This window comes from Nocardia sp. NPDC058058 (assembly GCF_042885355.1).
Classification (GTDB): domain Bacteria; phylum Actinomycetota; class Actinomycetes; order Mycobacteriales; family Mycobacteriaceae; genus Nocardia.
Genome location: NZ_JBHVSA010000003.1, coordinates 383532 through 408795 on the forward strand (window position 1 = coordinate 383532; position 25264 = coordinate 408795).

Here is a 25264-nt window from a genome sequence, read left to right on the forward strand (position 1 = left end):
GCAGTATGCCGCAGCACCTCCCGCGACCGACGGCCTGAACTGGCTTCGACTCTGTGTGCACGGTGCACCGGACGTGCGCACAGATTGGGGCGTGCGGGTGTAGTCCGCGATGCGGGCGCGCGGGCAGTGTGTGGTCACTGCCGACCCGATCGGCGGCACGCCGGAGGCGGATCGCGCCGGCGTCGTGGAGTCATCGCGCGTTCGCGGCACGGTGGACGTGGTGAAAGGTATTGCGGTGCAGGCAGATAGCGTTGACTACTCCTCGTTCAGTGGCTGGATCGATTCGCCCGCGGAATACGCGCCGACCCTGACGGGTGAGGCTCGCGCCGATGTCGTGGTGGTCGGTGGCGGATACCTGGGGATGTCCACCGCGCTGCGGCTGGCTCAGCGTGGAGCTGATGTCGTACTGCTGGAATCGGAGTTCTGCGGCTGGGGTTCGGCCTCGCGCAATGCCGGATATCTGACCAACACCTTGGCGGGGGACGCCCAGATGCTGGCCGCGTTGCATCCGCGCCGGTTGAGCCGGGTCATCCGTTTCGCCGACTCGTCGGTCGAATTCTCGAACAAGCTGATCGACCAGCTCGGAATCGATTGCGACTACGAGCGAACCGGGAATGTGATCGCCGCGGTCACCCGAGGACAACTGCGACGCTCGCGGCACAATGCCGAGATCCTCGTCAAGGCCGGAGCCGACGCCGAATTCATCGACGGCCGCGAGTTCGGACTGCCCGACGCATTCCTGGGCGGCATCTACGAACGCGCCGGAGGACTGCTCAACCCCGGAAAGTACGCGCGAGGACTGCGAGCCGCACTGCTCGACTCATCGGTCAAGGTTTTCGAGCACAGTCCGGTCGGCTCGATCCGGCCCACCGACCGGGGCGTCACGGTCACCACGACCGCCGGACGCGTCCACGCGGACCGAGTTGTGCTGGCCAACAACGCATACAGTCGAGACCTCGCCATCACCCCGCGGAATCTGAGCGCGCCCCTGTGGGTCACATTGGTCGAAACCCAACCGATCGACCCCGAGCGGTTGCGTGCCACCGGCTGGAGTAGCCGTGTCGGAATCTCCACCCATCACCTGGTCTTGGAAAGCTTCCGCCTCACCCCGCACAACACGATCATCTTCGGAGTCCGCCAACCCGAAACCACCCGCGGTGCGCTGGGTGCCCGCACCGCCGATCCGGACGTGGTCGACGACCTGGTGCGCGGCTTCCATCAACGCTTCCCATCACTGGAAAGCGTTGCGCCCCAAAGGGCATGGGGTGGCTGGATCGCAATGACACCGTCATGGCTACCTGTCGTCGGTGAGGCCACCAAGAACATCTATTACGCGATCGCGTGCAACGGCCACGGTCTGGCGCAAGGGCCGTACCTGGGCAGCCTGCTGGCCGACCGACTCGCCGGCGACCGACCGGTCGACGACCTCGAAGCGGTGTGGCGACCCCGCCCCTGGTTCACCCCTTCTCCGGCCTCCAGTCCCAAAGCCCTTCGCACGGTGTGGAAGATCGATCGGCTCGCGGACAGACTCGACGGCAATACCCGCTAGCAACGGAGCGCGCGCACCTTGCCGAACGATCCGACCCGTGGCCAGGGTTCAGTGCCGGGGGTGGGTTTCGAATCGGTCGTGGAGGGTGTTGAAGAAGGATTTCTCAGGGTCGCCGAACCATGGGAAGGGCTCGTTCCCGTCATCATCGACGATTGCCGTGGCAGGCCATGCGCCGGTGGTGACTTCGGCGAGCAGGAACTCGAGTAGATCGGTGAAGTTGTGCGCGCAGAGGAAGTGCCGTTCCTCGTTGCGGCCGAAGTTGATGATCTGGCCCGGGGTGCCTGCGGGGCCGGGGTCGAGATCCAAACCGATGTAATCGGGCCGTGTCGGGTCGGACCACAGCGGGATCCAGCCCGGAGATGTCCAGAGCGGCTTGATCATTCCCTCGGCTCCGGGGTAGACCGCACCCGACTCCTGGAGTGATTCGGTGTCGGGGTATTGCTCGATGCTGCGCCAGAGCGTCCACGTCCGGCGAATCTTCCTGGTGGACATGAAGACCAGGGTCGGGATGCAGGGCACGCCAGTGGTCGTAGTCGCCGACTTCGGAGGCCACCTGGCCGTTGTGCACGCTCAGAACAGCTTTCACGTCATCGGGAAGTGGCCGGCCGATAGTTCGTTCCAGCGCAAGCTTCAGCCAACGGCGTGGCGAGTGATTGTGGGGGTCGGGAACGGCCACCTCGACAGCGGTGTCCATCAGGACTGGCTCGATGAAGACATGCCGCGCGAAATCCGTAGACCGAACGCGTTCTTCTACATCACGACTGACTACTCGGAGTAGTCACTGTCGGGGTGGGTGCGGTTCATCACCATTGGACGACCTCTGCCGGGACATCCCGGCAGTTGACTTCGGATTTCGCCCATGCGCCGTTGGCGTCCTCTCAGTCTTGGCGCAGCTGGCGTCTCCCGAATACACACATAGCTGCTCGGGTTCGGTTGTCAGCCAGCCGACTCCGAGCTTGTGCAGCCTGCTCCTACTGTAGCTACCGGCCTCGAAAAGGACTGTTCCCGTGGCAGTTTCGGCAATCGAGATCGCGGCCATGAAATTCGGTTGGCGTCCGATCACAGCACGGAAGTTGCCGCTGGGAGATACGGGGTTGGTGGACAGCCAGCCTGCACAAGCTTGTCACGGGACGCGGCTCAGTAGCGCAATGGAGCTGGTCAGTGCTCCACCACCGCACCAAAGGCGAATTCGCTACTCGATGATCCTCTTCGCGCCAACGTGCCCTGCTACGCCCCTGACCTGCCAGCGCGCGAGCTCCGATCGCGCTGTCGCACGATGCCGACTCCTCCGAGCAGGCACCTCCGATGAGCCTCCCGACTCCAGACTTCCCAGCGAGCGCACGAAACCGCCTGGTGGCAAACCGGATTCGCGGCCTCTGTGTCGCCTCTGCCGCTTCTGTCTACCTTCCCTCGATTCACAGAGACGTACTACACCCATGCCCGAAACACTGGAAACACGTGAGCCGAAGACTGCGATCCGGCGGCCTGGACATGTCGTTTAGTCCAGGTAGAGGCGGTTTCTGCGTCCAGTGCGCGCCGCTCTGTCCCAGGCGTATCGCCCAGTATTGGCACGTTCTTGGCACGCTGAAAAGGCGGCGAGACCAGCGAATACGTACCATCGCTGTCTCGGTTCCCGCGCATGACCTTACCGCGCAGAACTGCCCACTAAGCCGGCGGCTGTATCGATCCGTATTCGCGGTGCCAGCGGTAATGACCGCAGAGTCCCTGCCCGTAATCACAGCATCTGTGACCGCCGGCTTGAACCGTCACGGGTTTGGGGCCGCTTCTTCCTAATGGAAGATGGTTCCCATCATGACGAAGCGTTACCCGCCCGAGGTTCGCGAGAAGGCCGTCTGTCTGGTCCTCGAGCGCCTCGATGAGTTCGAGTCCCCGTATGCCGCCGCCCGCGCGATCGGCCCGCTGGTGGACGTGCATTACGAGACGTTGCGAGCGTGGGTGAAGAAGGCGCTCGCCCACGGCGCGCCGACAGTCGGCAAGACCGGTGCGGGGTTGTCGGGGCCGAGCGGGAGGAGCTGGCGCGGCTGCGTAAAGAGGTCCGAGATCTCAAGCAGGCCAATGAGATCCTAAAAGCGGCCTCGGTTTCTTCGCGCGGGAACTCGACCCGCGACACAGCTGATCGTCGGGTTCATCGACCAATACCGTCAGGTCTTCGGCGTCGAGTCGATATGCCGTGCGCCGACCGCGCAGGGACTCCAGATCGCACCCAGGACCTATCGCAAGGCGCGACGTCGACCACCGTCGGCGCGCGATATCGCAGATGCTCACGTGGAGAACGCATTACGTGATCTGACGGGTCAGCCGGAGCAGATGTATGGCCGCAGGAAAATGGCCCGTTTCCTGCGCCGCCGGGGCCATGATGTCGCGTTCTGCACCGTGGACCGGATCATGCGCGAGCTGGGCATGAATGGGATCGTGCGTGGCCGCAAGCTGCGCACCACGGTCCCCACCAAAGACGGGATCCGCCCTGGTGACAAGCTCAGTCGCGACTTCACCGCCGCGGCACCGAATCTGGTGTGGGTCGCCGATTTCACCTACGTCTCGACCTGGACCGGATGGGCGTATGTGGCGTTCGTGTTCGACGCCTACTCCCGGGCGATCGTCGGCTGGACCACGGAAACGACCTCGCTGGTGTCCAAGGCGCTTAACATGGCCGTGTGGCGGCGTGAGCATTACGGGCACCGATCGAGCCCGGACTGATCCACCACAGCGACGCCGGGTCACAGTACACGTCGGTGAAGTTTGCTGATTCACTTGCACTGCAAGGACTCTCAGCGTCCATAGGTTCGGTTGGTGATGCCTACGACAACGCTCTGGCCGAATCGATCATCGGGTTGTTCAAGACCGAGGTCGTCGACCGGCACGGCCCGTTCAAGACGCTCACCGAGGTCGAGTTCGCGCTCATGGAATGGGCCGACTGGTACAACAACGCTGGTCTGCACTCGCGGCTGGGCTACGTGATCCGGCCGAATACGAAGCCGCGTACTACTCTCAACAATCGCCACGCCGACCGGCGCTGGTCTGAATCCGAAGCCGGTCCCTTACTCATGACGGTTCAGCTTCGCCTTGGCGCAGGCTCACGCCGTGACGGCGGCTGGGCCGGAACGGATGTCCACACAGTTCATAACTGGAGCTTGCAAATGAAACCTGCGGCACTGGACAGATCCCTCATTTGGATACCTTTCGCCCACCGGCGGAGACGGCAACTATGCTGAGCCAATTGTGCGGTCCGGTGAACTACCGTGTCGCAGAAGGGGTTAACGGTGGATGCGGTGGGGGAAGGCGCTCGTGTGTCAATTCACGAACAGTCGATGCCGAGTGAGATCGTAGGGCGCGGCGAGGGGGTGAACCTAGATCCAGCCTTGCCTGTGTTCACAGAGCCGCAAGTCGATGCGGCCTTCGCGCAAGAACCGCTTATTCGCGGTTTGGGCCCTGCAGCCAGTGCTGATCTCGGGTTGACCCGTCGACTCAAGGCGCTAGCATGCACGGCTCCCCTGCACGAGATGGATGTGCATAAGTCCAGGCTGGACTGGGTCGACGCGTCGGTCTATCAGATGGCCGAGATCGCGATCCACACCATCGACCAGGTAACACTGGCAATGGATTTCGATACCGGCGCAAGACACGACGAGGTCGTAGAGCGGGTGCTCCCATTCGTGGCCGCCCAGGCCCGCGAACGAGGCTCCGCTGAGCATCGGCGGGTGGCGCGGTGGGTGCTCGAGAAGCTGATCAATGTTGGGATCGTCGATCGCGGTTTCCAACGGGTGTATGGGGAGATAGGCCCCGACGGCTCTTACCAACGCATGCTGTTCACCTTCCAATTGCTGCGCGAGGTTCCGGGCGCGCGAGGCGGAATCTTCCTGCGCGCCACCGACGAAGCAATCAACGTGCTCGTCGGCGCGCTCGATACGGATGTCGAGTCCGCGCAGATCGCGGCCGAGGTCAAGCTTGCGAACCTCATCGACCGCGGGCTGCTCGCCGACGCACGCCTCGAAGCTGAACAGCACCGCTACCGCACCGTTCAGTATGGGGAAAAGTTGCGGCACCGGCTCGAAGCGACCCGACGGGACGTGCGGCTGGTCGACTGGGATAAGGAGATGCCCGAACTACTCGATAAGGCGTTGGGCCACATCGAGCAACGCTTCCAGGTCGAGCACAGCATCCTTAGCAATATCGCTCAGACACGCGACAAAACCGACGACCCCGTAAAGAAACGGCGCGCCGCCGAATTGGTGGAAATCGTGCGCGAATGCCTAAGCCGTCACACTCAACTGCAAAATCGACTGCAATCCGCGCGCGGAATGTACCGTGCCGAGCAGGACCGCCAGCAGTTCTCCGGCCCACCGCAACGATCGGCAATGAATCTGCACCGTCAGCTGCTGACACCGATCCTGGAATTGCCGGTGGCTCAAGCGATCGCGCCGGTCGCGGCGTTCTTCTCCTCAGCGTCGGGCGTCCGAGTGCCCGATGCGTTATCGTTGCCGCAGCTAGTAGCGACCCTGCTCCGGCCACCGGTCGACTCTCCTGACGGCTCGCGTCCGGTATTTGTGCCCGAACTCGCTGACCGCGTCGTTGATTCACGGTTCACCGAGGAGCATTGGCGGCGCACCGACGAACTTCTGGATCTACCCGGGCGGGTCCGGAATCTGAGCACGGTGCTCAGTGAGGCCGCCGAATTCGACGCCGATCTACCGACGCTGGTGGCTTTGCGGGCCCTGCACGCCTTGGCCCCTGCCGTAATGAACGCGCGCCAGCGTCACGAGTCCTCGGTGATGGTGGCTGTGCCGACTGATACGGGAATGCCCCAGTCGGTGACCGGGATCGAAGGCGACGAATTGCTGCTGACCACAGCGGTATTGACGAAGACCGACGGCATTGCTGTCGCACCAGCACGCGAGGAGAACCGGTGACCGTCAGCGATAGAATCGATGCGGAGCAGGCCGCGCAACTGGTGGCGTGGGGGCTACGAGGCAAACAGGTACCCGATCGCGATATCGCCTACCGCGATCTCGTGCACCGCTATCGCCACGACGAAGACTTCGCCGCGATGGTCATCGCTGTGGCCGCCGGACTGCGGCTGCTGGTGTTGGAAGTCGATCAGCGCAGCGGCATCGTGCTCGCTGCCGAGCCTGGGTCGGTGTTCGAACTCAAGCTCGAGGACTACGCCAGCACGAGATTGCCCAAGCGCCGCGACACCGAACGGGTCCTGCATGGGCTGGCGCATCTTGCGATCGCGGCGCTGGCGTTTCCCCGTGCCGATGATCTGGCCCACGACTTCTATCCTGGGCGCGTCTCGGTCGAGCTGGTCGATACCGTCGTGCGCGAAACCTGCCGAGTACTTGAGCAGCGCACAGAGCGAGAGGGCGAGCGCCACGATCCGAGCGCGGAAGAACTCGAGCTTGAGCGGCTGTGGCGAGTGTATGTGCGCCGCCCGGAGGTCGCGGAGACGAAAGACGGCCGGCACAACCCAGAAACCACCCGCGGCGTGGTGAGGCGCGCATTGGGTTGGCTGGCCGACCGCGGATTGCTGCAGCCGGTCGGTGAGCAATCAGACGAGGTGTTCCGCACCACGGGCCGCTACCAAATCCTGGTACGGCAGTTGGCCTCTCAGAGCGCCCTGCGTGAACTGCTGGCATTGGGTGTCGTGCCCTCGCTCGACGCACGCTCGACATCGCTGCTGCTATCCACAGAGAACTGATCTCCAGCGACGAAAAGAATTGTCATGTATGAACTTTCACGCGTGCGCCTGTATTCGGTGGGTCCGGTCGGTGCGCGCTACGAAGATGTCGTGCTGGATCTGTCTGGGGCCGGTGCGCCTGTCCGCGAACAGCAACTGACGCTCCTCGCACCCGAGGTGCGACGCCCCTCACCCGCCACGATCCTGTTCCTTGAGAACGGTGGCGGCAAATCGGTGCTGATCAAACTGATCTTCTCGGTGATGCTGCCGGGCCGTCGTCAAGTGGTCGGCTCCACCAACAGCAAGCTCCTCGAGAATTTTGTCGGCCGAAACGACGTCTCGCATGTGGTTCTGGAATGGATGCACAGCCAGACCGGCCGACTGTTGTTGACTGGCAAGGTCTCCGACTGGCGATCAGGTGCGGACGCCGACGCGATGGCAGAACTCTGGTACAGCCTGCGTCCGCACGGCGACCTAGACCTCACCACACTGCCCTTCGCCGAAGGAGGCCACAACCTCGACGCCGTGGCCTACCGCCACCGGCTCGAGAACCTCGCCGCCCAAGACCCACACTTGGAACTGGACCCGCACAAGATCCACAAGGAATGGTCCGACAGACTGGCGAATCTGGGCCTCGATACCGAACTATTCGGCTACCAGCGTGCCATGAACGCCGGTGAGGGCGGCGCCGCCGACGCTTTCACCTTCCCCACTGATGACGCGTTCGTCGAATTCCTGCTCAGGTCGGTGTTACCTGTGCAGGAAAGCCGTGACATCGCCGAATCCATCGCCGAGCATGCTGACAAACTCGGACAAAGAGAAACCCTCGAACTCGAACGCGTCTTCCTGGAAGAGACACTCGAACGACTGGATCCGCTGGCCCAGCAGCACACTCACGCCGCAACCGCGTCCACTGACGCCGCCTTCGCCACTACACATGTGAACGCTCTTCTGGCACAGATGGCCGCCCGCTCCGATCGGGAACAACAGCGGGGAACCCTGTATGCCTCCACGATCGAGCACCTCCGCACACAGCTTGCCATTAGCGAACGTGAGCGCGACCGCGCTGCGACCAGACATGGCGCGTTCGTGCACGCGGAGGCCGCGCTACGGTTACAACTGGCCATCGCACAGCAGAACATCCTGCGCGATCGAGTAGTGCGGGCTCAACTTCAGGTGCGCGCTTGGGAGGCGATACCGACGCTGATCCGGCGCGGCTCGACCGCTGAGCACGCTATCTCGATAAGGAAGGTGGTGGCAGGACGACAGGATCGCGCCGATAGTGCCATGACCGCTCGCGATCAAGCTGGTGCGGAACTGACTCGCGCACTGCTGGTAATCGTGCAAACCGCCACCGCCGACGCCGAGCGTGAACAGGCACGCGCCGACCGCCATCGACTCCGAGTCCTCGATCTGCGCAGGGCGTGGGAGACCGCGATAGGACAGGCGGCGACCGAAGAAGCCCATGCAGCTTCACTATCTGACCAGATCGGTGAGGTCGATGCGGAGTTGGAAACGGCACAGGCGACAGCTCTCATCGAGTCCAGGGACGGTCTCGAAGCGACGACACAGGCGATGAACCGACGCGTTGCCGAACTCGTCACCATGGTCGCGAGTGGTCAGGCTCGGTTGAACGATCTCGAGCAAGCGATCCAAGAGACCGGTGCTCACCTGCTGACCGCGAGAGCGGAGCTCACCGCTGCGGAGGCTCGATTGGGCACAGCCGAGCGGACCGCTGAACGAGCTCATAACAACACACGTCAGCTAGAGGAAATCCCGCGCCTAGCCGAACTGCTCGACAGCGACAAAGTAGTTCTGGACCTGGACGCCGAAACATTGAGCGAACAGTTACTGCGTGCCCTCGACCACAGCGACCGGGCACGCACCGAGATCAAGATCGCCGATGCCGTCGATGAGCCCGCACGGATCGTCTGGGGCGAAGACCCCGAGGCGCTCCTGGTGGCTCCACATGAACTCCGAGTGCTGCACCAGCAGCTAGTTCAAGCCCAGATTCTGTGCTGGACAGGCTGGGATCGACTGGCTGCACGCCCCAATCTGGCTGTTCGCCGCGAAATCGTAAACCGCCTCCCGCACCTGGCAGGAGGGCTGATCCTCAATGACTTGGCCGACCTTGACCGTGCCCGCGACATTTTGACCGCATCACCGGTCCGCCCCAGCGGGGTCGTATTCGTTTCCAGCACACAATCATTCGACCGAACCGTGGCCGCGCACCAGGACCTGAGCATCGATACCGAGTCCGGATTCGTGGTGCCGCCAAACCCCGCGCTATACAATCCCACCGCGGCGGCGGCCGAACGACTGCGGCTACTCGCCGAACACAATCTGCGCGTGGCAGAGCTCGCCGACCTGGACGATCGCTATCATGCCGACAGCGGGTTGCGCGCCCGAATCTCTATGTGGCGCAGCGACTACCCTCCAGGACGGATCGTCGAACTCGATGAGGCCGTAGCGTCCGCCACGGCGGCGGTACACGAAGCGAGACTGACCGTCGAGGCAGCTACGGCGGGCCAGCAGCAGTTGCACACGACCGCCGAGCGCGGGCGCGAGGAGCTCGACCGAGACCGCTGCGAACTCGACGAGCGACGTGAACGCGCACGACAGCTCAAGGACTTGACCGAGCGCGCCGAAAAGGCAGCAAAATGGCAACGCGAGCACCAAGGGCACCTTCGTACCGCCGTGATTCACCGCCGCCAAGCCAACGAGCTCAGCGTCGACATCGAAAAGCTAGATAACGTGGCCGCCGCGCACGATACGGCTGCGGTCGAGCACCGAGCCCTGGCCGAACGCACCAAAGCGGACATCGCCGAGATCCCTGCACATACGCAGACAGACCTCAGCGGTCCTGTACCCGATCAGCCGGTGGCGGTGCTCCGTACCCGGCTCCAGTACGCCCAACGTGCACTGGACAAGGCCGCGGTTGGCGACGACCTGCTCAAAGAACTCGACACCGCCGCCAGTCAGGCCGAACAGGCTGAACAGGATTGGGAAGATCTCGACGGCGACGTGCGGGAGGCCGCCACGAGCTTGCTCGAGTCATCTGCTGGTGCCGACGCGGCATCCCGTAGCGCCGCGACCAGTCGGTCTCGTACTAAATTGACCACCGCCACAGACGAGCTCGAGGCCGCCCAGAAACACACCGGACGTTGCGAAGGTGAATTGAAACGGCTGTTGGTACCCGATCCGCCGCTCGAACCCTCGCAGCTTCCGGTCGATACTGCACACGCGGCCCGGCTCATCGAGACCTCTGCAGCGCAACTCGCCCACGCCACCGAGGTGTATGAGACCAGGGCGGCCGAACTCGCAGCCGCCGAGAGCGAGCGCGATCAGGCGAACGCACTCGCCGCCGACTTCGCTTCGATCGTCGAAATGGCTTTCGCCAGCAGGGAACGCCCGGTCGTCGATCTCGATACATCTGAGCCCTTTCTCGGCGAAGTCGGCCAGGCGCGGACTAGGTATCACGAACTATGCGCCAATGAGCAGACAGCGTTGCATAACGCCGCTAGCCAGGCCGCTGCGCTGCAACGACTGGCTGACCGACTCATTCGGCTCGTTGTCCAGCCGCGTTTCGAGGCCCTCGACAGCGCGGTGCGCGTCCAGATCCGCGCCGTAACTCACGCGCAGCTACCCGTCCACGCTGCGGACTGGATCGAACAACTCGCCCCGCGAGTCAAGTCGCTCACCCGGGACCTCGAGGACGCCAATCGCCACCGCGCCATGATCCTGGGCAACTTGCGTGGCATCGTCGAAGTGTCGGTGCGCACATTGCGTGCGGCGCAACGACTCTCGAAGCTACCGGACACCCTGGAGTCGTGGGCTGGACACGAGTTCCTGCGAATCGGGTTCACCCCCGTTGAAGGCGAACTGCTTGAATATCACCTCGGCCAGGTCCTCGACGACGAGGTGCGCCGCTATCTTGGGACCGGCAAACGCGACGGTGTCGGCATCGTGCTGCGCAGCGCCCGCGCCGCGGTCCCCAAAGGATTCAAGGTCTCGATCCTCAAACCCGACGCGGTCTTGCGCACCGAACGCGTCCGCATCGGCCAGGTCCGTGATGTGTTCTCCGGTGGCCAGCATCTGACCTCCGCCATCATTCTGTACTGCACCCTAGCGGCGCTGCGCGCTAACGAACAGGGTCGCGCGCACCACCGCCACTCGGGAGTTCTGTTCCTAGACAACCCAATCGGACGCGCCTCGGCCGGGTACCTGCTAGACCTGCAGCGCGGGGTCGCTGCCGCGCTTGGGGTCCAGCTGATCTATACGACCGGACTGTTCGATGCCGAGGCGCTCGCCGGGTTCCCCTTGATCATCCGTCTCCGCAATGACGCCGACTTGCGAGCCGGACGCAAATATTTGTCTGTCGACGCCCGCGTCCAAGCAATGTTGGACGAGTTACCTGACGCCGATGACAGCGCAGTGCTCACCGCATCCCGCATCTTGCTACCCGAGCGCCCCCGATGAACGATCGCATCGAGGACCTGGCCGCGCGGTTGTACGAGGAACTGCTTGCCACCGCCACCTCCGACGGTTGGTCGCGAACAACCACTCGCAGGGTCGAAATCGGTACCGTACGAACGTGTTTCGCCCGTGCATACACACCGCGTAGCGACGATCCGAACCGATCGCTCATCATCGCCAATTGTCTGCGAGTATTGGTGGCGCAAGGACTCATCACGTCCTCAGCGAAGACCGACCGGGAGAAGGTGCCTCTACCACTGAAAGTCACCCTCGCAGCCGTCGCCGCGAAGTCGACCCGCACGGTGCCGCCCCAACCGCATTGGCACCGCGAACTATTCGATCTGGCGGACGCGTGGCCCACCGCGGGGCCCGCACGCCGCGCCCGCTATAACGCCATCAACCAATGGTTGCTCAGCGACCCAGACACGATGAAGGTCCCGTTTCGGGAGCGGGCTCTGGAAATCTTCGCCACTTACGGGACCGAAGCCGATTTCCCTGTTCCGGAAAAGGCCCTGGACGACTGGAAAACCGGGCTGCTGTTCGGCGAACCACAGCGACTACTGACGGTCATGCGGGCTATTCCCCGGCCGCCTCCGCTGTTGAGCCATCGCCCCCTCGACGAACTCGACGCGGGCCAATTCGCGCGCGTCGGGGACGGTAATCTACTGATCGTCGTAGAGAATAGCGCCACCTGGTGGTCAATTGTGGAGAACCTACCCCCAATCCACAATGTCGGACACGTCGCATGGGGTCTTGGTTCCAGCTTCATCGCGTCGGTCCGAGCCATAGAGGCGAACCAGGAGATCACCGAAATCCGCTACTTCGGCGACCTCGATAGGACCGGGCTGTCCATCCCCACAGAAGCAGACACGAAAACGCATATTCCAGTCGTTCCCGCAGTCGGTCTGTACACCGACCTTTTCACCCTTGGCAAGCCCTGGTGCGGCGCCGAAAAGCCATGTACCAACGCCACCGCGACCGAGCTGACCCGCTGGCTCCCCATCCAGCATCGCAGCGCGGCACAGCATCTGCTCACCTCGGGCCGACGAATCGCGCAGGAGTGGGTCGGCACGCGGCATCTGGCCCGCACCCGGAACTGGCACCACGACCTCCGATAGCCAAGGCACTACAAATGCCTCGGAGCGAGCACCAGACCGACCACGAGATGCTCGCGCCATGGTCGAAAAGCCCGTGATTATCGTCCGCGACCCGCCGAAGCCTCGGGAGAGATCAGCGACCTGCAAAAAGGGGAACCCTTGCCTGCGGAAAGGCTCGAGCCAGCACCGGTTCTGGGCCTTACCGCAATGCCAGTCCTCATGTCATGGCAGTACGCGCAATAGGCGAGGCAAGGGTTTGTGCCGCAATGGGTGACAGATGCCCCACCGCACAGACTCTCGGCTGCCCCTTGGTAAGTGACTGCCCAGGGGATGATCCTTCAGCCCACCTCGCATTTGGGCCGATCCGACACTATCTGTTCGTTCGCCTCACCCGTGCCGCCGGGACCAGGGACGAGGGGGTGATGACGTGGCGTTCGTGGTCAACGCTCTGGCCTTGCCTCGGGTGGATGACGAGATGTGCTTCGAGGGCGACGACCGGTCTGCGCATGTGACGGTGAAGCGGGTCCAGCACCACTTCTGCTGCAGCCGTGACTACGACGCGAGATCCTCTAACCCGGTGAACCTCCAGTTAACACGGATCGGCGATGTCGGCTACAGGTCGACCGAAGAGCCGCGGGCCAGCCGCCGTAACGTGAGAGTTAGCACGCTTCCGTGCCATCTATGGATCACAAACAGAACGAGCCGATACACCGTCTCGACGAACTGAAAAACCACCGTGATCGGGCGCAGCCCAATATGCTTGCGCAGGGCAATGAAAGAGATCTGGGGGGAACCATGGAACTGACGCTCGCAGTCGATGGTCTCGATAGCGGCGACGAGGCCCGCTCGCTATACGGCTGGTTGATCGAGGATGACGCCATCAGCGGCGGAGTTCGTTTTGCCAGCGATCCTCCCCGCCGCAACGAACTGGGCGCGTTCGGGGATACCGTGATCGTCGCGCTCAGCCAAGGAGGACTCGCAACCGCTCTCGCGAGTGTTCTCATTACCTGGATCCGCCATCGTTCCAGCGCAGTGACGGTGAAGATCAAACGACCCGACGGCACGGAATTCGAGATCGACTCGATCCGGGTGCGTTCACTGCCGGCCAGTGAGATTGCCAGCGTCGCAGAGAGGTTGGCACAGTCGCTGACGGAATCGCCCCAGCCGGACAGCCGCGACGCGGAAAACCTCGGTGAGCAGTAGTCGTCCGACCGATCTTGTCGGGCCGGGGACCCGCGTCCTGATAGTCGGCACGGGAACGCACCCAGCCGGTTCGGAGCTGCCGGACATATCCGAGGTGGTGTTGAACACTGTTCGCCAACTCGAGTCGGTTTTTGTCGAAGTTTGCGGCGTGGATCGGTCGAATCTGACAACGCTCGTCGATCCAGATAGCCGTGAGGTCCTGTACCACGCGCTCAAGGCCGCGGCAAACGGTGCCGACGATGTGCTGCTACTCTATTACATCGGCCACGGGTTGGTGAGCCCGACCAATGAGCTACACCTGTCTACTTCTGCCACAACGAGTCTCACCGAGGACCTGCCGGTCACCGCGCTCGGGTTCTCCGCGGTACGCGACGCGGTGGCGCGTAATCGGATTCGCTCGATAGTGGTCGTGCTCGACTGTTGCTTCGCGGGTCGGGCGCGAGGCGCAGTCGGCAGCGCTCTCGACGATGCATTCGCATTCGGGGGTCACTCCGGCAGCTACGTGCTCGGAGCGGCTGCGCCCCAGGTCACGGCGCTTGTCGACGACCAATCGAATCGGACGGCATTCAGCGGTGCAGCGGTGGATTTGCTGCGCGACGGCGATCCGGACGGGCCACCTCGGTTCACGCTAGAACACATGTTTGCACACCTGCACAGCGTTCTGCCGCAACAACATCCGCGGAAACCACCACCGTATCGGCAGGCAATCGGCACGGTCGGCGACATCGTGCTGGCGGACAATCGGGCGTATCGGCCGCCGGTCGAGAACACGGTAGAGGTCATAACAAGAGAGGCAGCTGATCAGATCTGCCCATATCAGGGTTTGGTCGAGTTCGGTGTTGCCGATGCGCCCTACTACTTCGGTAGAGATCGAGCCGTCGCGGAGCTGACAAGGAAACTGGCGCAACGGTATTCGGAACCAGGCTTGGTCGCCGTCGTCGGCGCCTCGGGAACCGGGAAGTCCTCGCTGTTGCGGGCCGGTCTAATACCGGCGTTGCGACGCGACGCCATCGCCGGACTCTCCTCGAGAACCTGGCCGATAATCCCCTGCACTCCAACTGCGAAGCCGCTCGAGGCGCTGGTCCTTGCCGTCAGCGCAACCGCTGATGTCGAGACGATGCGAGCGCGGTTGGTCGAGGACCCAGCGGTCATCACCTCCATGATCCGGGACCGATTCGCGGCATCAATGTCGGTTGATGCTCGGGCCGTGATCATCATCGACCGGTTGGAAGAGCTGTACACGGCCTGCGAAAGTGGCACGGAGCGTGACATATTCATTCGAGCGCTCGGCTTTGCGGCGATGGGTAAGAACCCGGCCGCGCTTGTCATCGTCGGCCTGCGTGCCGACTTCTATAGCCACTGCCTCGCCTATCCGATCCTGGCGGAGGCACTGTCCGACTGTCAGCTCACTGTCCGTCCGATGACCGAACTCGAGCTGCGCGACGCAATCGAAAAGCCCGCCGAGGTTGCGGGATACCGGCTCGAACCCGGCCTGGCCGACCAGATCGTGACCGATATGCGGCTGGGAACTCGCTCGGCACCAGATCCCGGCGGGGCTCTTCCGCTCTTGTCCTACGCGCTGACGATGACCTGGCATCAGCGCCGCGGGCGAATCCTCACCCTGCGCGGCTACCGCGACTCCGGCGGGATCGAGGGCGCCGTGGCAAAAGTTGCCGATCGCATCCACGACGAGTTGCAGCCCGCCGAACTGCGCGCCATGCGATTGCTGTTGCTGCTTATGGTGCGCGTCGGACAGGGAACCGAGCACACTCGTCGCCGTCTCGACGTCGACAATCTGTTTCAGGATCACCCCAACGACGATGCGACTGCGATCCGGCGCGTCTTGGACTCACTCGCGGCTCCCGAAGCGCGCCTGATCACCCTCGACCACAACTACGCCGAGATCACACACGAGGCGTTGATCTGGGCATGGCCGACGCTCCGAGCATGGATCACGCAGGACCGCGACGCGCTGCTCGTGCACAACGACCTCGCGACCACCACGGATCATTGGCGTGTCGGCCACGACCCCGCATACCTCTACTCCGGAAACCGCCTTGCCGCAGCTCAATCGCTGCAGACCAACCCCGCCCTTGCTGGTTTGGTCGCCGGCAAGGAGCGGGAATTCTTGCGGGCGAGCAGTGACGATGAACGGCGACGTGCACGCAGAACGCGGCAGGTGGTCGCTCTGCTCACCGTTTTGCTGTTGGTCGCGGTTTCCGCGGGGGGCTACGCGTTCATCAAGCAAAACGAGGCCGTCAACGAGTACCAAGATGCGACGATTCTTCGGCTCGGATCCGAATCCGAATCCATACTCGGTGGTATCAAAGACGACCTCAATGCGAATGGCGCAATACAGCGGCTGCTCGCGGCACATGCGATCGACCCCGATATGGATGCGGGTCCGTTGATGAACGCCCTTGTCGAAATGCAAGGTGTCATGAAGACGTTGCCGACGCGAGTGACATCGGTGGTGTTCAGCCACGACGGAACACGGATTGCGTCCGCGGGCAAGGACGGGGTCCGACTGTTCGACGCACAGACCAAATTGCCAGTGGCTGAGCTGATGTCGGCCCAAGGCGCGGTGAACAGCGTTGCGTTCAGCCCGGACGGAACCCAGGTGGTGGCCGGAGGTCAGGACGGCACCGTGCGGATCTGGGACCCGCAGCACCCGGAACGACTCGGGAAGGTGATCGCCAAACACGACCAGCAGGTAACGAGTGTCGCGTTCAGCCGAACCGGAACACGGGTTGCCTCCGGAGGTGAGGACGGCACCGTGCGGATCTGGGACCCGCAGCACCCCGACCGAGATGCCGTAACGATCGCACGCGAGACCAAGGTGTCGAGTGTTGCGTTGAGCCCGGACGGTCAGCGAGTTGTGTGGGGCGGCCAGGCCGGTGTGAAGCTGATGGACCTCCAGACCGGCATCTCTACTTCCGCACCGATGTCCCCTGCGGCGCTGCCCCCTGGCGCGGTCAACAGCGTGGCGTTCAGCCCGGACGGTCGCCTCATCGCCTCCGGTGGCAACGACGAGGTCGTGCGCTTGTGGGACGTGACGCACGCCGATCCGGTGGCGACCCGAGTCCTGGACCGACAAGGGGGGCCTGTTCTCGGTGTGGCATTCGACGAGTTCTGGCCCCGTGTCACATCGGCAGGTTGGGATGGCACGGTGCGGGAATGGGACATCGAAACCGGGGTTTCCCTCGGCGGCGGGCCCATCGGTCGGCACCGCGGCGCCGTGACCAGCGTGTCCTCCAGCCCGACGGAACCGCGGATAGTGTCGGGCGGCGATGACGGCACCCTGCGGCTTTGGGATCGACACCTCGGACCCGAAGGCATCGTGATGGACCACGTCGAGCGAAATGTATTAGGTGTCGCGTTCAATCCCAACCCAACGAAAAACACCATCGCAACCGCCAATTGGGACGGCCGCGTCCGACTGTGGGACTTGAGTGGCGATAAGCCGAAGGAGGTGGGGGAGCAATTCGAAGCTCATAACGGCGCGGCGAACACTGTGGCCTTCAGCGGCGACGGAGGCTGGGTCGTTTCCGGCGGAGATGACGGCGCGGTCCGATTGTGGAACGGTGAGACGGGCAAGCCGCAGGAGGTGCTTTTCGAATCGACGAGCCCCGTACGTTCGGTGGCCGCGACTGGCGACCCGGCCGGACTCAGGATCGCTTTCGGGACCGACGACGGGTCGGTGCGAATATGGGATGCCCGGACCAGGACAACCCACATCCTGTCGGGGAGCCATCAGCAGGCGGTCAAAAGCGTCGCCTTCAGCTCAGATGGTCACCGGATGGTGACTGGCAGCCTGGACGGAACAGTGAGGTTCTGGAACGCCGATACCGGCGCGCCGAACGCCGAACAATTCGACGCGCACACCCCGATCTTCAGCGTGGCCTTCAGTCTTGACGGCCACGTCGCCGCTGGCGGTAAGGATGGAAAGGTCCAACTCCTGGACCCGGACGGAACTCCCCATCCTCCACTGGAGGGCCATAAAGGACAGGTCAACAGTGTGGCATTCACCGATAACGGGAAACATGTCGTCTCGGCCGGCTGGGACGGAACTGTGCGGATCTGGGATGTCGCCAGCAGGCATCCGGTCGGTGCTGCGATCGATACGCGAGCAGGTCCGGTGTTTGCGGCGGCACCGAGTGCCGACGGTCGAACGATCGCCACGGGCCGCGACGGCAACGTCCAACTCTGGGACGCCGCTGGACGATCGGCGGGCGTCATCCCCTACGGCGGTCAAGTTTGGGCGTTGGCGTTTGCCCCGAAGAATATACGGCGACTCGCGTCGATCGGCGACGATGGGGTCCTGCGGTTATGGGACACAGCCACAGGCAAATTGAAGAAAATGGTTCCCGCACACCACGGAACCGGGTTTGGCGTCGCGTACAGCGACGACGGCAAGTACATCGTCACGAGCGGCCGCGATGGGGCGGTGCGGATCTGGGACGCAGACAAGATATGGGACGCAAAGGCTGATCAGCACATAGATCCGCTACAGAATATCGAAGTGAAACCACCGACCTCCGATCCCGGCAAGCGGCCGATATCTGCGGCCGTCTTCGATCGAGACGGAACTCGAATCGTCTCGGTTGGCAACGACGGGAAAATTCGAATATGGGATGCGAAGACGGGAAAACTGCTGCGCGAGTGGGCCGCCAAAGAAGCCAGGGTGTTCGCAGTAGCGTTCAGCCCTGATGGGAAACGAATCATTACCGGCGGTGAAGACGGAGCAGTGTATTTTTGGGACGCCGGGACCGGCGAAAGCCAGGGACAGATGACCGAAGGTCAGAAGGGGTTCGTCTTCAGCGTTGCGTTCTCACCGACCGGGGACCTGATCGCCTCTGGAGCCGCTGATAGATACGTTCGTATTTGGGATACAGCAGCTAAGTCACCGGTAGGCAAGCAACCAGGAGGTCAGGGAGATTCGGTGACCCAGGTGGCGTTCACGCCAGACAGCAAGTACATCATCTCGGCATCCCATGACGGGATTGTGCGAGTTTGGGACGCAATCGATCACACGCCGATCGGACGCCAACTCGTTGCTGGACCACGGTTCATACAGAGCCTGGCAATCTCTCCGGATGGCTTGCAGTTCGCCTCCGGATACGATGAAGGCACAATTCGGCTCTGGCCATCGCCGACCTCATTCGAGGACGTCGCTTGTAATCTCGTCGCGAACACCATGAGTAGAGATGAATGGAACGAATTGATCTCGGATAAGATCCGATATCGGCGGGTATGCACGAATCCCCCGAAGCGCTGACTGATGCCTGACTCGTCAAAGGCCATTGCCCCTGCTAGCCGAGGATGCCGCTGCACTCCTGGCGCGCAAGCACCTGGCACAAGCGGGGCGTCACCGAGACGGCCGCGGGGTCATTCGTGGCCTGGTGCCATCACCGAACGCCCGATAGAAGTCCAGATCCGCCGCGTCGCAGGCATTGGGATGAGATCTGGTGAGGGACTCACGCCCGTCCGCTAGCCACCCTCGTCAAGAGGACCAGCCGATTCACCGCGCTGATCGCGCTCCCCGACGGAATCCCACCAGGTCACCCCGCACCTGACGAGATACCTGCTCAGCCTCCCGCCAACGGTGCGCCGAACTCTGTCCTGGGACCGCGGCCGAGAAATCTCCGGCCGCACATCCATCACCGCCCCGCCACCGGCACATCTATCTACCTCTGCAAACCTCGACGCCCTTGGCAACGGGGCACCAACGAAACACCGATCGCCCACTGGGCCAATACCTACCTAACGGGACCCCATGATTCGGTCCACTGTGTGTGAGAGCCGGTTATCGGTGGATGCAGATTGCAGCGTATCCGGCTGGGCGTTGTAGCCCAGCGCCGAATGTCTTCGGCGATAGTTGTATTCGTCCTTCCAGTCACTGATCACGACCCTGGCCTGGGGCAGCTATGGAATCGCCGTTGCGCCACCCTGCGCCTGCGCGCGCTAGCGAAAGTGTCGGTGTGCGCTTGCGTTGTCACGCGAGCCAGACTTCGAGCTTCCAGTAACCCCGGTGCACGATCCAGCATGTGGTGCTGGCCGGTCATTCGTCTCGCCTACCTCGGTGGGGAGCGGTGATCGGATGGAGGAGGAACAAATTTGATCTGGCGACGTCCGAACCAGCAATACATGGCGGCAATGACACCGATAACGTCAACTCCGATCGCAGCTCTCAGCGCAGTTGCAGACCTGAGCTTCAGTTCTGCTCCCGGGTCGCAGGAACACGAACTGTTCGGATCGCGTCGATCGTAGACGATCTGAATCGTGCTTCCGGAGGTGAGTTCCTTTGCGGGTGGATTGGTCCCTCGCGAAGAATCTCTGGACAGATACCACTTGCCGTTCACTGAGAACATATAGACGACGGTGTTGTGGTTTCTTGGTTGAGACTCGATGAGTGTGGCAGCCGTTCGAACGCCTTGCTCATCAAGGTTCCGGAATATTCCGAGTTCAGGCTCCGACATTTGCCATGCCACCACCGGACCGAGGCCGATCCATGCCGCAAAGAAGGCGACTGCCAGCACGGTAGGGATCCGGCGCGCAGAACTGGGACTGATCGGCTGACTCATACGCCGATATCCTCCTTGGTCACGACTTCGGCCAGAGTGGGCGGGCAGGCCGGTCGTCGGTGGCGCCGTCGTTCACATCGCAAGGACCTTCGCGTCCGGCGTTGTGTCCTGAAGGTTGTCGGGTCCGAACCGGCGGAGCGGTGCCCGCAGTGGATCTGGCCGACTGTGCCGTGCAATCCGAATGAGACGAGCATGTCCATGAACTGGGGAGTTTCCACCTCATCCCACGGTATGCCCGGTTCACTGGTGGGAAGTCGTGTTTGTGGGTGATTTCCTGTGTCCTGTGCCAATGAATCTGAGCCAGTCGCCGGGCTGTGACCTGCTTGGCTCAGATTCGGTGGCATGGGTTTGCGAGGGCGGATTGTCACTGAAGGTGAGCCGAGTTGGCTCTTCTGCGTCGTTGCGGGCTGGGACCTCGAAGGTCGGTGAGGTAGTGCCGAAGTGCGCTGTATGAGACCTCGGCGTGGTGTTGGTCGAGCAATTGGTTCCAGATGTCCTGGACCGTCGCGTCGGGCATGGCTTCGAGGATGGCGGCGATATCCGGGACGAGATGTTGGAGGCTGGTTCGTTCGCGGGCACGGTATTTCTTGCGCGGTGGCGGGGTGTCCAGGGTGAGCGCGGCGCGGACGGTTCGATATCCGACGTTGTGCTTGCGCTGAATCTCCCTGCCGGACAGTCCTTTATCAGCGTCGCGGCGAATGATCACGTATAGGGCATGCTTGATGGAGTCGTTGCGCTGCTTGGCCTCTCGTCTGGCCTGGGTGGTGCCCTGCCGTTTCGGACACCGTCGTTCGGCCAGCTCGGGAAACATGCGCAAGAGAACTTGGGGTGTTCGGCCCGAGACCGCAGCGAGCTTGGCGGGTTCGATGCAGCCGGTTCCTTGTCGCCCCGGAGTGAGATGTCGGCGAAGGTAACTAGGCCGCAGGTGATTTGCGATGGCTAGCCGGACGACGAAGGACTCGGCGGTCTCACCGGGTTCAGGTCGCAGCCGGATCGGCAGTGGCGCCGTGTCGGCGCTGAGAGTCACGAGCGTTTGCCATCGCGTTGGGCTGAATCGCTGGCGGCATGGTCAAGTTCGATGGCGTCGAGCATCGGTTTGGTGATCTTCTCTGCGCCGGTAAGGATGGCTTCCAATGCTGCTTCGCGGATCAGTGCCGAGAGGCTGCCCATCATCCCGCTGGTGCGTCGGTGCAGGTAGTGATCCAAGTCTGTGAGCGTTCCAGGTATGTGCTTATGCAGGCGAAGGGTGATTTCGAGGGTGGCGACGACGGCGCGCCAGTCGGCGGTGTAGGGGAAGCCGACGCTGTGGATCATGGTGAATCGGCCGGCGATCTGTTCGCCGCGGGTGCCGCCAGCCGGTCAAGGTGGTCAGCTGCAGGACTGGCTCGGTCACCGGATCGGCCTCGATGCTCACCAGCGTTTCCTCGCTTCCTCGCTTCCTCGAACGGATCGAACACCCCCAGCGGAATCACCTTCGCCATCGGCTGTTCGGTGATCGCGGCAGGCTCGGAGTCGTCGTCCTGTGGTTCGGGTGGCCGCGTTCACGCGCGCGTGGTGGCCTTGGTGCGACCGACGACCTTCCGATCACGGACTGTGAGTGCGGGTTCGCCGACGGACGGGCCTTGCTCGGCCCGGTCGAGCAGATCGGCTGCGGCCTGGGCGATTTCGGCTTCGGTGGCGTGGTCGTTGCCGCGGCGGGCGAGGATCTCGCGGGCGTGTTGCCAGTCCAGACCGCCAGCGCGTTGGTGCGGTGGCCTTCGCTGGTCCATTAGTGGGCGTAGAGGAATTCCTCGGCCAGGATCCGGTTGTAGCGTTCGACGTTCCCGTTGTGGCGGGGCGTATAAGGGCTGATGCGTTGATGTTTGGCGCCGAGCAGGACCCTCGCGAAGTCGTCTGCGCGATAGCAGGACCCGTTATCGGTGACGATGCGTTCGATGTGCGTGATGCCGTGCGCGGCGAAGAACGCTCGTGCCCGGAACACGAATCCGATTGCGGTGACAGCTTTTTCGTCGGGCAGGGCTTCGGTGTAAGCCAGCCGGGAGTAGCCGTCGACCGCGGAGTGCAAGAACACATAGCCGACGCGTTCACCACGTTGTTTCGCGGCGTGATTGGCCTTGTGCTGCCTCGAGCCTCGGCCGTGGACGCGCCATCCGCCGCCGTCTCGGATGCGCGCCCGGCCTTCTTCACATCAACATGCACCATGTGCCCGGGACGGCGGGCAACGATGAGCCGAGGAGCCCGCGTGGTCTCCCCGGCCGGGTCGAGGAATCGGCGGCGGTTGAGTCCAAGTCTGATCAGGTGACGGCCGATGGTACGGGTCGAGATCACAACGCCTTCGGAGGCGAGCTGGATGTGGATGCGCCGGGCCGACCATTTCCGGTCACGGCGCATCCTCTCGATCCGATCCAGCACGGGGGTCGGTGTTGTAGTCGGGCTGCGATGCGGGGTGGCCGAACGATCGACCAACCCCAACTCGCCGTAACGACGGAATCGGTTGACCCACTTGGAAGCACATTGGCGCGAGATTCCCATCTCGGCGGCCACATGAGCGATCGGACGGGTCTGGCAACGCAGCACGAGGCGTCGTCGCCCTTCGACGGATAACGGGGCATTACGGTGGGACACGGCGGGTCTTTCCTGCTGGCGGATAAGGGATTGGCGTTTCTCATCCTGCCGCTGAAAGACCCGCCCCTCACCTCACGCCCGGCCCAGCGTCACCAACGTCACGACCCACAACACCTAGCCGACTCTGATAACCGAGTACCGCGTGCTGGGCTCGGGGACGGTGTCGTAGCGAGCATTGGGCAGGTACAGGCGACCGGCGAACATGGCGACGGTCGTCGGTACATCGAGGCCCGGGGCGGTAATTCGGCGCTCGACCACACCGGTAGTGCCCGTGGGATCGAGCGCGACGATCGCGAATGCGTTGCGCATGTTTTGGACGACGAACGGGTGGGAAGTCCCTTGGACGTAGTCGATATCGCCGATCAACGGCCAGTCGAGCCACCTTTGCGTCCGTCAGCGTCTATGCAGTCTCGGACAGTCAGTTCCGCAGGCAGGATTGGGAGATGCCCACGGTCGCGGACGGATGGAATTCGGGGAAGGTCGTCGGGATCTCATTGCTCCATGACTTCGCAAAGTCTGATAGCCACTCACGCATACATTTCATTACCAGAGCGAGGCACGCGGGATTGGCTGAGACTCGCCAAATGAGCGTTATGTCCATTCCACATTCAGGCCAGCTGGTCCGAACAATGTGGAGTGTAAAAGGTGTCCTTAGGGGCGGCCGGCATGAGCTGCTGGGGCACGCACGGTAAGGACACGGCCCGTCCGGTTCTCGGGCGACATGTATTCCGGGCCTTTCCATTCTGCGGCCACGACATACAGGGTGTCCCCCGTGGGGCCGCCGAGCGTACAGGCGAACGCGCTACGGTCGAGGACAACTTCAGCCAGTTCTGCGCCACCCTCGGCGATTCGGAGGCAGCGATCCATCGCTGCGGCCCAGACCGCCCCCTCGGCATCGACACAGATTCCGTCGGGGTAGCCGTCAACCTCGGCCCACACACGGCGATTGGTCACGGTGGCATCATTCTCTATATCGAACGCGGACAACCGTTTCGCGTGCGACTCAGCGACTATGAGCGTCGACCCGTCGGCCGTGATGGCCATCCCGTTGGGGAAGTGCAGGTCATCGGAGAGACTGCGGACACTGCCATCCGGGGCAACCACGGCAAGGCTGCCTGGACGGGGATCCTCACCTCCCATCATGTCATACCCGATGCTATTGATATAGGCATTGCCGTGCGCGTCCACGACAATCTCGTTCCATGGGTATTCGGATAGGTTCGTGAGATCGGCGTGGCTGACCACAGTGCCGTCAAGTTCGCGACGGAGGAGTTTACGCTCGTCGCCGTTCGAGAGCACTAGCAGGCGACCGTCAGGGAGCCAATCGAAGCAGAATGGGAGACCGGCCATTCGGAGTTCAACTCTAGGAGTACCCTTCTCGTCGATGCTTAGAATGTGCCCGGCCAACCAATCCGAGAGCCACAGACGACCCTCATGCCAGCGGGGGGATTCACCCAATGCGAGTCCTTCGAGCAATACCGTGGGGTTGATAGCATCTTTTTTGGTCATACTTGAAACTCCGATGTTCGGTGTCTGGGAATACGACGAATCATGGTACAAATGACAACCCCGCGGATGCAGCGCTCCCATTGGTCTGGAGAAAATCGAGGGCAGTGAATATTTGATCTGACGAGTCGGGGGACAAGCACGGCGAGTTTACAGCTCCAGATTCAATTTTCCACCGCTGGGAATCGAACCGCCGACGGCTACAGCGAATCAAGCGGCTGGGCAGGGGGCCCAACGCCTGGCCAGCCCTGTTCTCAGGTCGGTGTATATGAGTTCGAGCTCAGCCAGGCTCGTCCAGGTCTTATGGGTGCGCAGATCAGCCCCGCCTAGCATTTCGAGCAGGTAGAGGGCACGATCCGCAGTCGCGGCCATAAGGTCGATGAGTTCCGCGAACGATCGAGCACTGGCTGTTGTCCGGGGGTTGCCTCGCGATAGCCGCTGGTTCAATTGATTCACCATATCGCGGAGCAGCAGCGAATGCTGGTTCGCCAGTAGATGGAAGGCCGCAGGCTCTTCTCGTAGACGTCGA

Annotated in this window: 16 protein-coding genes and 2 pseudogenes; 10 read left to right on the forward strand and 8 right to left on the reverse strand. The window is 62.8% G+C overall.

Annotated elements, in window-relative coordinates; translation table 11 throughout:
- Positions 1 to 235 precede the first annotated feature (235 nt).
- On the forward strand, positions 236 to 1549 hold the full coding sequence (locus ACFVUS_RS25490) for an NAD(P)/FAD-dependent oxidoreductase (protein WP_387771310.1): 1314 nt from the start codon (positions 236 to 238) through the stop codon (positions 1547 to 1549).
- A 48-nt stretch (positions 1550 to 1597) separates the two neighbouring features.
- Here the strand turns inward: ACFVUS_RS25490 and ACFVUS_RS25495 are convergent, their stop codons facing one another.
- Positions 1598 to 2041, reverse strand: a complete 444-nt coding sequence (locus ACFVUS_RS25495; protein ID WP_387771313.1) for a hypothetical protein — start codon at positions 2039 to 2041, stop codon at positions 1598 to 1600.
- On the opposite strand from ACFVUS_RS25495, the gene ACFVUS_RS25500 reads away from it, so the two are divergent.
- The 8 genes and pseudogenes from ACFVUS_RS25500 (at position 2034) to ACFVUS_RS25535 (ending at position 19298) form a co-directional block, all read left to right on the forward strand.
- A complete protein-coding gene (locus ACFVUS_RS25500) occupies positions 2034 to 2327 on the forward strand; it encodes a hypothetical protein (protein ID WP_387771316.1) in 294 nt (97 codons plus the stop codon). The genes ACFVUS_RS25495 and ACFVUS_RS25500 overlap by 8 nt on opposite strands.
- Before the next feature lie 1034 nt (positions 2328 to 3361).
- Positions 3362 to 4592 (forward strand): annotated as a pseudogene (locus tag ACFVUS_RS25505) (IS3 family transposase).
- A 478-nt stretch (positions 4593 to 5070) separates the two neighbouring features.
- Positions 5071 to 6477: a hypothetical protein gene (locus ACFVUS_RS25510; RefSeq protein WP_387771317.1), complete on the forward strand. Its 1407-nt coding sequence runs from the start codon at positions 5071 to 5073 to the stop codon at positions 6475 to 6477.
- Positions 6474 to 7265 (forward strand): hypothetical protein, encoded by a 792-nt coding sequence (locus ACFVUS_RS25515; protein WP_387771320.1) that lies wholly within the window; start codon positions 6474 to 6476, stop codon positions 7263 to 7265. The genes ACFVUS_RS25510 and ACFVUS_RS25515 overlap by 4 nt, the downstream gene beginning before the upstream one ends.
- Before the next feature lie 24 nt (positions 7266 to 7289).
- The gene (locus tag ACFVUS_RS25520) at positions 7290 to 11723 is read left to right on the forward strand and encodes a hypothetical protein (RefSeq protein ID WP_387771323.1); all 4434 of its coding nucleotides are present in this window, start codon (positions 7290 to 7292) and stop codon (positions 11721 to 11723) included.
- Positions 11720 to 12838, forward strand: coding sequence for a Wadjet anti-phage system protein JetD domain-containing protein (locus ACFVUS_RS25525; protein WP_387771326.1), 1119 nt, complete (start codon positions 11720 to 11722; stop codon positions 12836 to 12838). Before ACFVUS_RS25520 ends, ACFVUS_RS25525 begins: the two co-directional genes overlap by 4 nt.
- A 660-nt stretch (positions 12839 to 13498) precedes the next feature.
- Positions 13499 to 14020 (forward strand): hypothetical protein, encoded by a 522-nt coding sequence (locus ACFVUS_RS25530; RefSeq protein WP_387771329.1) that lies wholly within the window; start codon positions 13499 to 13501, stop codon positions 14018 to 14020.
- 100 nt (positions 14021 to 14120) lie between these two features.
- Positions 14121 to 19298, forward strand: coding sequence for an AAA family ATPase (locus ACFVUS_RS25535; protein ID WP_387771332.1), 5178 nt, complete (start codon positions 14121 to 14123; stop codon positions 19296 to 19298).
- A 485-nt stretch (positions 19299 to 19783) separates the two neighbouring features.
- Here the strand turns inward: ACFVUS_RS25535 and ACFVUS_RS25540 are convergent, their stop codons facing one another.
- The 4 genes from ACFVUS_RS25540 to ACFVUS_RS25555 form a co-directional block, all read right to left on the reverse strand.
- Positions 19784 to 19945: an integrase core domain-containing protein gene (locus ACFVUS_RS25540; protein ID WP_387774678.1), complete on the reverse strand. Its 162-nt coding sequence runs from the start codon at positions 19943 to 19945 to the stop codon at positions 19784 to 19786.
- A gap of 149 nt (positions 19946 to 20094) precedes the next feature.
- Positions 20095 to 20604 (reverse strand): DUF3592 domain-containing protein, encoded by a 510-nt coding sequence (locus ACFVUS_RS25545; protein ID WP_387771335.1) that lies wholly within the window; start codon positions 20602 to 20604, stop codon positions 20095 to 20097.
- 364 nt (positions 20605 to 20968) lie between these two features.
- Positions 20969 to 21631 (reverse strand): TniQ family protein, encoded by a 663-nt coding sequence (locus ACFVUS_RS25550; protein WP_387771338.1) that lies wholly within the window; start codon positions 21629 to 21631, stop codon positions 20969 to 20971.
- Positions 21628 to 21918 carry a hypothetical protein gene (locus tag ACFVUS_RS25555; RefSeq protein ID WP_387771341.1) on the reverse strand — a complete coding sequence of 97 codons (291 nt, stop codon included), beginning with the start codon at positions 21916 to 21918 and terminating at the stop codon, positions 21628 to 21630. Before ACFVUS_RS25555 ends, ACFVUS_RS25550 begins: the two co-directional genes overlap by 4 nt.
- A 92-nt stretch (positions 21919 to 22010) precedes the next feature.
- Between ACFVUS_RS25555 and ACFVUS_RS25560 the strand changes: the two genes are divergently transcribed.
- Positions 22011 to 22376, forward strand: coding sequence for a hypothetical protein (locus tag ACFVUS_RS25560; protein WP_387774765.1), 366 nt, complete (start codon positions 22011 to 22013; stop codon positions 22374 to 22376).
- Here ACFVUS_RS25560 and ACFVUS_RS25565 read toward each other — a convergent pair.
- The 3 genes and pseudogenes from ACFVUS_RS25565 to ACFVUS_RS25575 all read right to left on the reverse strand — a co-directional run.
- Positions 22277 to 23229, reverse strand: a pseudogene (locus ACFVUS_RS25565) (IS481 family transposase); the annotation flags it as partial. The gene ACFVUS_RS25560 and the pseudogene ACFVUS_RS25565 sit on opposite strands and share 100 nt — an antisense overlap.
- 114 nt (positions 23230 to 23343) lie before the next feature.
- Complete coding sequence (locus ACFVUS_RS25570) at positions 23344 to 23595, reverse strand: hypothetical protein (RefSeq protein ID WP_387771344.1); 252 nt, start codon at positions 23593 to 23595, stop codon at positions 23344 to 23346.
- A 285-nt stretch (positions 23596 to 23880) separates the two neighbouring features.
- Positions 23881 to 24738 (reverse strand): SMP-30/gluconolactonase/LRE family protein, encoded by an 858-nt coding sequence (locus ACFVUS_RS25575; protein ID WP_387771347.1) that lies wholly within the window; start codon positions 24736 to 24738, stop codon positions 23881 to 23883.
- Positions 24739 to 25264 lie beyond the last annotated feature (526 nt).

Bases quoted from the DNA above. Each gene is read 5' to 3' on its own strand.
- ACFVUS_RS25495 (WP_387771313.1), bottom strand. From the start codon at position 2,041: ATGTCCACCAGGAAGATTCGCCGGACGTGGACGCTCTGGCGCAGCATC.
- ACFVUS_RS25545 (WP_387771335.1), bottom strand. From the start codon at position 20,604: ATGAGTCAGCCGATCAGTCCCAGTTCTGCGCGCCGGATCCCTACCGTG.
- ACFVUS_RS25510 (WP_387771317.1), top strand. From the start codon at position 5,071: ATGGATGTGCATAAGTCCAGGCTGGACTGGGTCGACGCGTCGGTCTAT.
- ACFVUS_RS25575 (WP_387771347.1), bottom strand. From the start codon at position 24,738: ATGACCAAAAAAGATGCTATCAACCCCACGGTATTGCTCGAAGGACTC.
- ACFVUS_RS25530 (WP_387771329.1), top strand. From the start codon at position 13,499: ATGGATCACAAACAGAACGAGCCGATACACCGTCTCGACGAACTGAAA.
- ACFVUS_RS25560 (WP_387774765.1), top strand. From the start codon at position 22,011: ATGCTCACCAGCGTTTCCTCGCTTCCTCGCTTCCTCGAACGGATCGAA.
- ACFVUS_RS25525 (WP_387771326.1), top strand. From the start codon at position 11,720: ATGAACGATCGCATCGAGGACCTGGCCGCGCGGTTGTACGAGGAACTG.
- ACFVUS_RS25520 (WP_387771323.1), top strand. From the start codon at position 7,290: ATGTATGAACTTTCACGCGTGCGCCTGTATTCGGTGGGTCCGGTCGGT.
- ACFVUS_RS25555 (WP_387771341.1), bottom strand. From the start codon at position 21,918: ATGATCCACAGCGTCGGCTTCCCCTACACCGCCGACTGGCGCGCCGTC.